12 protein-coding genes and 1 riboswitch are annotated in these 13099 nt (G+C 32.4%); of the genes, 1 reads left to right on the top strand and 11 read right to left on the bottom strand.

Annotated features, from left to right (window positions below; genetic code table 11):
• Positions 1–112 precede the first annotated feature (112 nt).
• Positions 113–2227 (bottom strand): anaerobic ribonucleoside triphosphate reductase, encoded by a 2115-nt coding sequence (locus tag FYJ33_RS04970; protein WP_154530663.1) that lies wholly within the window; start codon positions 2225–2227, stop codon positions 113–115.
• Positions 2228–2484: 257 nt separating this feature from the next.
• Positions 2485–2584: riboswitch (TPP riboswitch) on the top strand.
• 116 nt (positions 2585–2700) lie between these two features.
• Here FYJ33_RS04970 and thiT point away from each other — a divergent pair.
• Positions 2701–3396, top strand: coding sequence for an energy-coupled thiamine transporter ThiT (gene thiT, locus FYJ33_RS04965; RefSeq protein WP_235900775.1), 696 nt, complete (start codon positions 2701–2703; stop codon positions 3394–3396).
• A gap of 316 nt (positions 3397–3712) precedes the next feature.
• Here thiT and FYJ33_RS04960 read toward each other — a convergent pair whose 3' ends face one another.
• The 10 genes from FYJ33_RS04960 to FYJ33_RS04920 form a co-directional block, all read right to left on the bottom strand.
• Positions 3713–4564 (bottom strand): Mrp/NBP35 family ATP-binding protein, encoded by an 852-nt coding sequence (locus tag FYJ33_RS04960; protein ID WP_154530662.1) that lies wholly within the window; start codon positions 4562–4564, stop codon positions 3713–3715.
• A 20-nt stretch (positions 4565–4584) separates the two neighbouring features.
• Positions 4585–5415, bottom strand: coding sequence for a hypothetical protein (locus FYJ33_RS04955; RefSeq protein WP_154530661.1), 831 nt, complete (start codon positions 5413–5415; stop codon positions 4585–4587).
• On the bottom strand, positions 5408–6175 hold the full coding sequence (locus FYJ33_RS04950) for a prolipoprotein diacylglyceryl transferase (protein WP_154530660.1): 768 nt from the start codon (positions 6173–6175) through the stop codon (positions 5408–5410). Before FYJ33_RS04950 ends, FYJ33_RS04955 begins: the two co-directional genes overlap by 8 nt.
• 113 nt (positions 6176–6288) lie before the next feature.
• Positions 6289–6861, bottom strand: a complete 573-nt coding sequence (locus tag FYJ33_RS04945; RefSeq protein ID WP_154530659.1) for a hypothetical protein — start codon at positions 6859–6861, stop codon at positions 6289–6291.
• Between the two features lie 255 nt (positions 6862–7116).
• Entirely contained in the window at positions 7117–8931 is a 1815-nt protein-coding gene (locus FYJ33_RS04940; protein ID WP_154530658.1) for a DUF7922 domain-containing protein, read from the bottom strand.
• A gap of 541 nt (positions 8932–9472) precedes the next feature.
• On the bottom strand, positions 9473–9811 hold the full coding sequence (locus FYJ33_RS04935) for a hypothetical protein (RefSeq protein WP_154530657.1): 339 nt from the start codon (positions 9809–9811) through the stop codon (positions 9473–9475).
• A gap of 35 nt (positions 9812–9846) precedes the next feature.
• Positions 9847–10020: a zinc ribbon domain-containing protein gene (locus tag FYJ33_RS16965; protein ID WP_407928880.1), complete on the bottom strand. Its 174-nt coding sequence runs from the start codon at positions 10018–10020 to the stop codon at positions 9847–9849.
• A 247-nt stretch (positions 10021–10267) separates the two neighbouring features.
• The gene (rsmA, locus tag FYJ33_RS04930; RefSeq protein ID WP_154530656.1) at positions 10268–11116 is read right to left on the bottom strand and encodes a 16S rRNA (adenine(1518)-N(6)/adenine(1519)-N(6))-dimethyltransferase RsmA; all 849 of its coding nucleotides are present in this window, start codon (positions 11114–11116) and stop codon (positions 10268–10270) included.
• Between the two features lie 3 nt (positions 11117–11119).
• Positions 11120–11680, bottom strand: coding sequence for a ribonuclease M5 (gene rnmV / locus FYJ33_RS04925; protein ID WP_277642939.1), 561 nt, complete (start codon positions 11678–11680; stop codon positions 11120–11122).
• Between the two features lie 230 nt (positions 11681–11910).
• Positions 11911–12927 carry a 3D domain-containing protein gene (locus FYJ33_RS04920; protein WP_154530655.1) on the bottom strand — a complete coding sequence of 339 codons (1017 nt, stop codon included), beginning with the start codon at positions 12925–12927 and terminating at the stop codon, positions 11911–11913.
• Positions 12928–13099: the final 172 nt, after the last annotated feature.

The raw sequence follows: 13099 nt of genomic DNA, 5'->3' as shown, positions 1-13099 counted from the left end.
ATCCTATAATTCTAAATTTCAACTAATACTGTTTATTTTTATAGTAAAAGGAACTCCTGAAGGAGTTCCATCCTTTAATTTTAAATTCTAAATCTAAATTTAAAAATTGAAATTATTCATTATAAGTGTGAGCATGTAAGTTATCATGGCTTACTCTGTCTGCTCTTTCAGCTACTTTTCCTTCTCCGAATCTTTCATCTAAAGAAAGGTATCCAGTAACTCTTGATATTCCTTGAATATCTGTGCTTTCACATTTAGGACATTTGTGCTGTCCTTCGTGAAGATAAGTTCCACAGCGTCTGCAGTATCTTATGTGGAAGTTGATTCCCATGTAGCTCAAGTTAGTGTTTCTATAAGCATATCTTACTATATCCATGATAGCTTCTTCTGTAGGCATATCATCAACTTCTAGGTAGCTTATATGTCCACCATTACACATCTTGTGGAATGGTGCTTCTATATCTATTTTTCTCTTTAATGATATTGGATAATATACTGGAACGTGATATGAATTAGTATAGTAATCTTTATCAGTTACGCCCTTTATTATTCCGAATATCTTCTTATCCTGTTTAATGAACTTTCCTGAAAGTCCTTCTGCTGGAGTTGCATAGCAAGACCAGTTTAAGTGTGTTTCCTGTGTAGTCTTGTTAGTGTAATCTCTTATATAAGAAATTATCTTGTATCCTAATTCTCTTGCATGATCATCTTCACCATGATGTTTTCCTGTAAGAGCAATAAGTGTTTCTGCAAGTCCAATAAATCCAATTCCCCAAGTACCCTGCTTTAATATCGGTTCGATTGAATCATCAGGTCCTAAGTTTTCAGATCCCTTCATAAGTCCTTGACCTGCTACAAATGGAAGGTCTTTAACCTTAAGCTTCTTTAATACTTCATATCTGTTTAATAATGATTTCTTAGTAAGCTCAAGTCTTTCATCAAGAATTTCGAAGAATCTTTCTTCACTTCCGCCTGCTTGTATTCCTATTCTAGGTAAGTTAATTGTTGCTGGAGCAATATTTCCTCTTCCTTCACATCCAGGTTCACCATTAACATTACTCATTAAGTAAGTTCTACATCCCATAGTTGCTGGCATATATCCCTTATCATAATATTCCTTGTTGAAATCTGCATCTATATTCATAAATGTAGGGTTCATTCTCTTTGATGCAACTCTGCATGCTATCTTAAATAAGTAGAAGTATGGATCATTTTCTTCTCTGTTAACACCATCTTTAACTCTGAAGATTATGTTAGGGAATATTGGCTGTTCACCTTTTCCAAGTCCTTTTTCGTATTCAAGCAAGAATATTTCACATACTAATGCAGCATCCTTATTCTTAGGTATACCTATATTAACTGAACTAAAAGGTACCTGGGAGCCTGCTCTTGAATGCATGGTATTTAAATTATATATAACTCCCTGCATTGCCTGATGAACTCTTTTTCTAAGCTTCTTTTCTGTAAGCTCAGTAAGTATATCACCTTCAATACCTAGCTCAATAAGCTCCTGTTTTACTTCTTCTCTAGTAGGTTCTATGAATTCTGACATGTCGTTATCAAAATCAGGATGAGACTGTCCACCAAACATATCATTCTGAGTTGACTGCAATAATATACATGATAATTCAGCTGCAGATTCTATTCTTCTTGGAGGATTAATAGTACCATATCCAGTATTAAATCCATTTATAAGCATCTTTTTAGTTGGTATATGAAGGCAGTTAGTAGTTAAATTATAACTGTCAAGATCATGATAATAGATATCTCCATTTTCATGAGCCTTTGCAAGTTCCTTAGGCATCACTGACAAGTTATGCCATTTGTTAGATTCTGAAGCAATTCTCAATAATTTTGATGAGAAGTTGTTTCCTACGTTAGCATTATCTCTATCTGTCTCAACACCAATCTTGCTTATTGCTGTCATTAAATCTGATTTAAGTTCTCTTATCTTAGTTCTTTCTGTTCTATAGCTTTCATATGCAGCAGATATTTTTGGCAAATTACTATCCCTTAAAGCCTTAACCACAAAATTCTGTATTTCTTCTACTGAAACTTTTTCGCTTTCTGTTTCTTCTATATATGAAATTACTCTTTTAACAGTATCTAAAAGTTCACTTTCCTTTATTTCATATCCTAATTCCTTAGCTGATTTTCTTATTGCAATAGCTATCTTTTCAGCATTAAAGTTTACTTCTCTCCCGTCTCTCTTTACAACATGTAGCATTATTAATCCCTCCCTAGTACTATATCTTGTATAATTATAATTCAATAATTTTTTTTGAACAATTTTAAATTCGTTATTTTAAGAAAACAAATAGTGTTTATATCCATTTTTCTCATTATATTAACTTCTTTTATATGATTTCCTTTGTTGACAATGCAACAAAACCTCTATTGTAAATCGAACATTCGTTTACATTACCAAACAAACTCATTTGACATATTTATCTAAATATTATAGTATATTTCTGTAAGTAATTATGAACATGCTAGGGGTGCCTATAGGCTGAGAGATGACTAATCATTAACCCTCAAACTTGATCTGGATAATTCCAGCGTAAGGAAGCGACCAACATTAATGTCTATAAAATATTGATGATATGAGCTGCCTTTATAAGGCTGCTTTTTTGTTGATTTACTTCATTTGCATTTGTGCATAATTTCTTAAAATTATAATAATGAAGGGATGATTCAACTATGATGGGTATTTCTAAAATATTCAGTACTTTTATCAAAAACATTCAAAAGTCATTTACATTGCCTGAAGCAGCAGACGCTTCATTCTCTTATCCTCTTTGCATAATAACAATATTAGCATGCGTAATCTTATTTGTTGTTGTTATAAGAGCAAGAAAAATTAAATTCACTCCTCAGATGGTAGCAAGATTAGGACTAGCTCTTGCCATTACTTTTATACTTCATGCATTTAAGATTTTCGAACTGCCAAATGCACTTGGAAGCATTACACTAGGAAGCTTTATTCCATTAATGATAATTTCATTTATGTATGGCCCTGAAATAGGAATGTTCACAGGTTTTGTATACGGAATTCTTAACCTGCTTATGGGAGGATACATGCTTAACCCTGTACAAGTACTATTTGACTATCCACTACCATTTATGTGTCTAGGAATCGCAGGATTCTTTAAAGATAAAAAATTCATCGGAGCACTTGTGGCAGTATTATTTAAATTTGTATGTCACTTCATTTCAGGAGTTGCATTCTTCGGAAACTATGCACCAAAGGGTATGAGCCCTTGGGTTTATTCTTTAGTTGCTAACGGAGCAGCACAGGGATTAGAATGTGCAATCTGTCTTGTAATACTTGCTATACTACCTGTTGAAAGATTAATGAGAGAAGTTAACCGTTCATCATCTATCGCTAAAGCTTAATTGAGAATTTAAATTTTAAAATTTAGATTTTAAAATTTAGAATTACGGATGAAATCAGCAAGCTGATTTCCACTTCCAATGGAGGACACCTCCAAACCTCTATAATTAGTTAATTTAAAGAGGATAAAATCCTCTTTAGGAACTCCTGAAGGGAGTTCAATCCAAATTCTAAATTCTCCATCCCAAAAATATTATTTTGCTAAATTATGGATATAATTAAAGAGACTCCGCAATTTGCGAAATCTCTAATAATTTAGAAACTCCCTTTAGGGGAGTTTCATCCTCTAATTTTAAATTTTAAATCTTAAATTCTAAATTAATAAAGTGCTCCAAATAATTGATCATAAAGTGGACTTTCCATTACATACTGCTCTGCTTTTCCTTCTTCAAGAGCTTCTGTAAGGTCTAGGTTTATAGGAAGCTCACAAAGAAGTGGAAGTCCTATATACTGCGCAAATTCTTCTGAAGATTTCTTTGAAAATACCTTCATCTTCTTGCCACAGTCTTCACATTCAATGTAAGCCATATTTTCAACAAGTCCTCTTATGTTAGCTCCGATCTTCTGAGCCATTATAACGACCTTCTTAACAATCATAGAAACCATATCCTGCGGAGTTGATACTATGATAAGTTCTTTTATAGGGAAGCTCTGCATTACTGTAAGAGCTGTATCACCAGTTCCAGGTGGCATATCTATTAGAAGATAGTCAAGTTCTCCCCACATAGTATCTGTGTAGAACTGATTAAGTACTCCAGTAATAACTGGGCCTCTCCAGATAACTGGCTGGTCTTCTTCTTGAGTTAAAAGATTCATTGATATAACCTTTATTCCTAACTTAGTTTCCACTGGCTGTATTTTAAAGTTATTTTCATCTACAGGTACCATCTTAGCTCTCTGTTCATTTATACCAAAGAATCTAGGCATAGATGGACCAGTTATATCTGCATCTAACACACCAACTTTATAACCCTTCTTAGCAAGCTGTATTGCTAATATACCAGTTACAGTTGACTTACCAACTCCACCTTTACCACTTATAACTCCGATAATATTCTTTACATTGCCGTACTTAGGCATTATTTTTAAACTTATAGAATTGCTGCCACAATTTTCTTTATCTTTGCTTGAGCATTTATCTCTGCTTGCGCAGCTTTCACATCCTGACATTTGTTCTCCTCCTTTTAGCTTTACCATGTTGATGGTTTCTTATCTAATATATTTATCTCCCACGTATTTGCATTGTTTTCACAGTCAACATATATATTAGTTTCGCTTTTATCATTCTTATTTAGTATAGTTATTATTGATTTATATTTTGACGTTTTAAAACCGTAAGTTCTTACGTTCACTATAATATCATATTTTTCTCTATCTTTATTTACAAGTTTTGCATTTGGTACAGCGTCATTTATTTTTTCCATAAAATCAGAAATATCAACTGAATACTGATACTTAGTAACATCAACATCACCGATAATATCTATACCTACTTTTTTATTATCTTTATTAAGAAGCGCTTTGTTCTTCTCAACAACTTGAATTATTGATTCATAATATACATTTTTAAAATTTCTAGGCTTTCTGCTTATTTCAAGGTTCTGAATTATATCATTATCAAGTCTCTTTGATACTATATATTTCTTGTTGTCATTATAGAAGTTTCCCTTATTTGATTGATAATCGCCCACAACATACTTGAACTTCTTCACAGAATCTCCTATATGAATTTCAAAGATATAATCAGGATCATAATCACTCTTTTCATTAATGACTTTTCCTTTAGATAAAAGCTCATATACTTCCTTGATTGTATTCTTATCAGTAACCATAAACCTAAAGCTTGTATCTCTTGTACTTTGAATAACAAGCTTATCAGCCTTACCCTGCTTAAGATATTCAAAATCTGTATTCTTCATGTTAAGTTTTAGTTTGACATTATCGATAAGTGAACATCCTGTTAAACTAAAAGATAATATCATTATCACCATGAGTAAAATTATTTTTTTTGATTTATTCACTTTTTGATTTTCTCCCTTTTCTTAGTTGTAAAACCAGCACAGAAATACCAAGTACAAGGATAAATATTGCAATAAACTGAGATGTGCTCAGCATGCTGACATTTCCTCTTGGATCGCCTCTGAAATATTCTACTATAAATCTGCCAATACTATATAGTATCAGATACATAGAGAATATAACGCCGCTTTTTTTATTCTTTTTAGAAAGCCATAATAAGAATAGTGCAAGCAGTACATCAAATGCTGCTGAATATAACTGTGTAGGATGAAGATGTACACCTACTGGGGCAAGTCCTCCAGCTGGGAATACTACAGATAAATGTGATGTAGTTTCCTTTCCGTAACAGCATCCTGCAAGAAAACATCCAATTCTTCCAAATCCCTGAGCAAGTGCTACAGCTGGAACTGTAAGGTCTAATATTTCAAGCATATCCCATGACTTTCTTCTACAATACACATATATTGTTATCATTCCGAAAATAATAGCTCCATATACTACAAATCCGTTGCCAAATTCTTTTATAATGCTTACTGGATCACTTAAAAACCTCGAAAATTCTGTAAGAATATAAAATACCTTTCCGCCTATCACCCCCATTATGACTGTAATAATAGTCATATTAATTATTGAGTCTTCATCATATCCTTTTTTCTTAGCTCTTGTGCTAAGTAAAAAATATGCAGCAATTATTCCTATAGCAATCATAGTACCATATGAATAAATATTAATCTTTCCTAAACTCAGTAATATAGGTCTCATTATTTCACCACCCCTTTATATATTAAATAAGGAGAAGCAATATGCCCCTCCACCTATATTCTTATATTTATTATAATACTATATTATTTTAATGGCAATTAATAAACAGCTTTTCACATATATTTACCACTTTCCATGATTGTCTCATACACAGAATCAAGACTTTCGTTATAATTATCAGAATTTATGTTAAAGCAACCTTTAAAAATTATACCTTCACTAAGTTGAATATAATAAACCCGCTTCGTATAATACTTTCCATTTTTAAGTTTTTCGATATAACCTATCTTCTTCGCATTTTTACCATTAAGCTTAATGTCCTTAGCACTATATGCACTTACATCTTTACTATTAAGATTTTCTTTATCCTGTCCTATAAGATCTTGAATACTGCCCTTACTATTTATTATCTGTATATATCCATTCATATCAACTTTGTCGTTCTTGAACGAATTATGGTGAAGAATAACGTTTCCTGGGAAATTTTCTTCTTCAGTGCTCCAGTTTTCAGGCAGTGAATAAGTATACTTTTCTTTAGCTTCATACTTTTTTAAACTGCTTATATTGTTATTAATAAGCGCAACAGTCCTCAGTTGGTTCTTAAAAAGCATTCCTGAAAAAAACAGCACAGTACATAAACAAATCAAAACCACAGCGATAGTAACTCTCTGTTTATGTTCATTCATCAATATCACCCCCACAATCTAATGTAGAATTTAGGATTTCGGATTGAACTCCAAAAGGAGTTCTAAAAAGAGGACAAATTCCTCTTTACAACTCTTTAAATTAATTAATTACAGATGTTTGGATGCATCCTCCATTTATTTTAGAAATTCATGAGCTATAAGCTCATGAATTTCATCCTGAATTTTAAATTTTAAAATCTAAATTCTAAATTACTTCAGATTATCATTTATCAAAATAATCAGATTAAACTTTAACTAGTTTTCTTTCATCGGAACTACTAGTATCTCATTTTTGTAGTCATAGAACATCAGCCAGTATCCCATGCCTTTTTCTTTATTTGCAGCCTGTACCCAAGTTACAAATCCTGATTTTCCACCGTATGGCTGATCTTTCACATTGTTTGTACCAGGCACTGCATAAACAAGATATTTAGCATTTCCTTCCTGATCGCCTTTAATTCCAAACATAAAATGATGATTCTTAATTATATAAGGATAGTTATTTACCATAATCTTATATATAATTCCCTGCTTACTTAGATTATCCTTATTGCACATCTGCTGTATGCTGTCAACAGGAATGTTGTACCACTTGCAATATTTTATATCTTTAATTGATTCAGTATCATTCTTTACGCCTGATAATAACCTATTAAAATATTCTCCCACTTTACCTTTTATTTCATACACATTATTTTTCTCTAGACGGTCATATCTTGCATCATCTATTTTTTGTTCATAATCATCAAAGGTATTGGTTTCACGCTTCTTGCTGTCACATTTTGGTTTATCTTCTTTTCCTAAAGCTTTTGGAACTGCCTGTACTACTGACTGCATTTGACAAAGACAAAGTTCCTTAAACTTCTTTAGTTCAGCTAATATTGCTTCCTCATTCTTCTTATTTATGCTGCATATTTTTTCCTTAACTTCTTCAAGTTCAGATTCTATAGCCTTAAGTTTTAATGTTCTAAGAAGGTCACTGTCAATATCATCATCTATAACCTGTTCATTTGTATTATCACTCATATTCTCATCAGATCTTACTGCATTAATAAATCCTTCATCAGCAGTCATACTTGTTATGTTTAATGGCATCTCAAGAGGTATATCATCTGAAACACCTTCTATAGTTGGAACTGCCTGCTCCATTGAAGAACATTTCTTACACTCCTTATTCTCGCCATCATCATGATGATTATGGTGCTCATCGTCATGATGATCATGGTGCTCATCGTCATGGTGATCATGGTGCTCATCATCGTCATGGTGATCATGGTGCTCATCATTGTCATGGTGGTCATGGTGCTCATCATCATCATGGTGGTCATGATGATCATCATCGTCATGGTGGTCATGGTGCTCATCATCGTCATGGTGCTCATGATTATACTTCTTATAATCATCATCCTTATCTTTATCACATTTCTCATCTTTGTCCTTATCCTTGCATTTTGTTGCGTCTATATACTCATCGTCAAAGAAATCATCTTTCTTTTTACATTCTTTTTCTACCTTTTTATCTTTATCATCACATTCATCTTTTACTTTAACTTCAAGATTTTTAGACTTTTCTTTTACAGGCTCTTCCTTCTTAATCTCTAGCTTAGGTTTTTTCTCTTCTTCCTTCTCCATGCCCTTACATTTTACTTTACTGAATTTCTTCCAGTCTTCCTTTGGAACATGTCCATTAATGAAACCATACATTAAGTACACTATCCTGCCCTGAATCTCCTTGTAAATTGCAGCACCAATTATTTTTTCAGCATTCAAGCCAAGACCAGCTATATCATTTATAGGAAATTCAACTCCAGTATCACATTTTCCTTCTCTTCCTATAGACAACGCTCCTATGTTAATTATCTGCTTAGCATCTTTTTTATAGCAGATTAACGCCATATAGCATCTATTTTGATCAGCCTTTATGTTCTGGGCATAAAATGATATTCTGCACCTATCTGGTCTGGTCTCAATCTTAACATAGCCTGACAGCACCTTATCTTTAGACACTGATTGATCTTTCTCATCCTCTTGTAAGATTATAAAATTTCTCATCATTCTAGAATGTGCCAATCTCAATTCCTCCGATACATTTTTATTCCATATAGTATACTGAGCAAATGTTGAATTTATGATAAGAATTTGATTTAGACATTATTACAATTACAAATACTCCAAAGAAAAATGATCATTGCTCAAGCATCAATGATTAATAAATGAGGATATCAGCTCGCTACACTCGCTGATTTCTCTATTATAATGGTGGCTCCGCCTCCAAACCTCTGTAATTTAAAATTTAAAATTAAAATTGCCCACCTGCATTAAGCAGATGAGCAATATAATTATTATTCAAACTTTTTTCCACAGTATGGACACTAATATACATTATTAAGATCATTATCGAAATCTATTCTTATAGGAAGATGTTCCTTACAGTAAGGACATTTCCAGAACAAATGTGAAAGTAAAAAAAATATAAGCACCAATAATACAATTATAATTGTCATAACTAATCTTATAATAATAAATGGTGCAAGCCATGCCAAGATATTAATAATGCTAGAAATTATAAAAAGTATAATTGAAATTTCCCGCTTACATTCTCATTTCTAAATTAATCATGTGGCTTTGCCTTCCCACAGTCACCACATTCCACAGCATGTTCTTTGTTCTTTTTACCACAGTATGGGCAGTACCATGAACCATCCTCAAGGCTATAACTCTTTCTTACAGATTTGAATGACTGTGCACTGCCACTCATTTTATCTACTTCCATACCTGCAATAGGTGCAATTGATACGCCTTTTGCTCCTCCGCCTGCGACACTTCCAAGTTTCAGGCTTTTAACAAAGTTCTTAATCCCCTTATTGCTTAAATGAGTTCCGCACTTCTGACAGTAAAAAGCATTAGTATCATTAGTAAAACCACATTTTTTACATATTCTCTCTTTCACAACTATCCCTCCAACAAAAATATCTATAAACACAATTATATATTTCCTTTTTTTGTGATCAAAGGTTTATGTTCTTTTATTTTTTCACCACAGTATGGACACTCATATTCATTGTCAAAGTCCTTAGATTTTATAATAATAGGCAGTTCCTGCCTGCAGTTAGGGCACCTCCATATAAATACCGAAATAAATATAAACGTGATTATCATTAATGCTGATAGCATCCCCATAATAATTTTCACTACAATAAACTTAATACCAAACACAGCTAGACAACCAATAATGATTGCACTAATAGGCAAAATTATAGAGCACCTTCTAATTTTTAATAAATTATTAATAGTAACACCTCATTCATTTATTATTATCCTTAGAAAGTTTACTCATTAAGATGAAATATTATATCTACTTTTAAAAAAAACTTACAAAATTAATTTGTAAGGTTTTTACGTATCTTTATTTATTCTTCACTTCATATATTTGATCTGATAAATTAGCAAACTCTTCGATACTTAAAGTTTCCCCTCTTCTCCTAAGGTCTATTCCTGCATTATTAAATGCTTCCTCAAGCTTTTCTTTTGGAAGCCCTAAAACCTTAAGTCCATTCATTAAAGTCTTCCTTCTCATGTTGAATGAGCTTCTGATTACTTCAAAGAATAGTTTCTCATCTTTCACTTCAACTCTAGGACTTGCAAGTTTATCAAGTCTTATTACTATAGACTCAACCTTCGGTCTTGGTATAAAGCATGATGGAGCAACCTTTCTTACAATCTTAGTGTCACAGTAGTACTGCACTAAAAGAGATAAAGAACCGTAATCTTTGCAATTTGGTTCTGCATCAATTCTTTCTGCAACTTCCTTCTGAATCATTATTGTAAGAGATTCAAAGTTGTATCTTTCTTTTAAAAGCTTAACTATTATTGGAGTTGTAACATAGTATGGAAGATTTGCAACAAGCTTAACATGCTTCTCTTCGCCTATAAGCTGCTTGAAGTCAACCTTAAGAGCATCATTATGTATAAGCTGAAAATTTGGATTATCTCCAAGTTCCTCCTGAAGTATAGGAATAAGTTTATCATCTAGTTCGATTGCTATTACTCTTTTTGCTCTATTTAAAAGCTGAGTAGTAAGTGTACCAACTCCCGGTCCTATTTCAATAACAAGATCATCTTTATTTACTTCTGCACCATTAACTATATCATGTGGTACTGATTCATCTGTAAGGAAGTTCTGTCCAAGGCTCTTTGTGAACTTAAAATTATACTTCTTAACAAGTTCCTGAGTCTGTATATCTTTCATATCCATATATTATTCATCTTCTCCTAATTTTATTTTCTTTTCAACAATTTTCATAGCATCTACAAATTCTTCTTTTGTTATACCATAATTGTTCAATCTTGATAAAAGCTGATTTGCATTACCATAACCTATTCTAAGCTGCTTTCCAAGTAGCTCTCTTCTCATCTTTGATTTTGCATCACCACTAAGCTTGAAGAAAACAAGGTCACTTGAATTAAATTCTTCTCTCTTTTCCTTTGTTAATGCCTTTGCACCAGCAAGTGCTTTTCTTATTGCTTCAGGGCTAGCATTTTCAACACCTATGTCATCAGCTTTAGTACCTTCTTTTCTAGATATGTATGCATGTTTTATATTAGGAACTCTTTTCGAAATTATTCTTCTTATCTTTTCTCCTGCAAAATCTGGATCAGTAAGAACAATTACACCCTGTCTCTTCTGAGCTTCCTTTATTCTGTTAATAACTTTATAATTTATACCAAAGCCACCAACAGCTATAATTTCTGCATCGACAGCTGCTTTTACTGCTGTTACATCGTCTCGTCCCTCAACAACTATAACTTCTTTTATCACCTAAAACATCCTTTCAATACGAATATTTTTACATTTTATATCATTAACTATTTTTCTAAAAATTATCTTCTTAATTTTAGCATTCCCCTATACTTTTATCAACAATCGCTATTATTAAAAAATTTCATATATTTTATATTTTGTAACCATTTCTTAATTTATTAATTAGAAAAAAGGTGTAAAAATAAAGTAGAGATAACGAGCATGTTATCCCTACTTACAAAAAACAATTACCATTGTCCTGGATATGCAATTATATATACTTCAACGTTGCGAACTCCCCAGTTATATGCTTCGCTTGATGTATTCATAAATAAATCAATTTTATTATTTTTAATAGCACTGCCTGTATCTTGGGCAACTGCTAGTCCATATCCTGGCACATAAACCTTTGTTCCTAAAGGAATTACATTTGGATCAACTGCTATGGTACTTAAACCATTTGGATTTCTTACAGTTGTTGCACCACTTGCTGTTCCACCATGAATTGCATAGGCTGTAGTTACCATATTCATTTTCTTTTTATATACAGTACTCTCGCCTCTTGATAAAGTAACAGTTTCAGCTGTTCCTTTTTTTATAACCTTATTTACTGGTTTCTTAGTAACTTTCTGAGCTACTACAGTTCTTTTTACTTCTTTACCATCTTCTAAGGTTAACATATAAGTAGTTTCCTTACTTCCACATTCACCTTCTGTGATAGTCTTAGATACACTCTTATCTAAATTATCATCTGTTTGTATAACTGTTTCATAGTCCAGTTTGCTTTCTTCTTTAACTATTTTTGAATCAACCCTAGTTATTTTCACACTAGTATCTTTAGTAATTTCTGTTTCTTTAACAGGTTCTATTTTATCTTTATCTCCTAAAATAACACCTTCAGCTTTTAGCATATCAGCAACTGTTTTCTCTGCTGATGCTACATGAGTAGTTTGTCCATCTACTGAGATTGAAACATTAACTGCTCTATGGATATTTACTCTTCCTGTTCTTGAAAGCTCTGTGCTTAAACCTGGTGTAATTTTATCTTTCTGCCCCACTGTAATGTTATTGTCCTGCAATGCTGCCTTTACATTACCCTTGTAAGTAGTTATTGTTGTTTCTTTACCGTCTATATTAACTATTAACGTCTTCCTCATGGATAATAACGTCACCACCATGATGGCAATCACTATCAATCCTGCTACCATTTTTGCCTTGGGACTACCCGTCAGTTTTTTTAGCTGACTAGTTATCTTATTTACCATTCAATATTCCTCCTTTGGCAAGAGAGTCTCCTGTATTATAGGAAAATTCAATTATCATGTCAAATTTAAGCCTCTTGCTAGTACTTTCATTCTTATAGAATGCATACACTGTACATATTTATACTATATATAAAGAAATAGTATACTCTGTAAGATCTTTAGTCATATAAAT

The sequence above is a fragment of the Inconstantimicrobium porci genome (assembly GCF_009696465.1).
GTDB lineage: Bacteria > Bacillota > Clostridia > Clostridiales > Clostridiaceae > Inconstantimicrobium > Inconstantimicrobium porci.
Note: the sequence above shows the minus strand (reverse complement) of the source record. Positions and strands in the feature narration are given on the sequence as shown.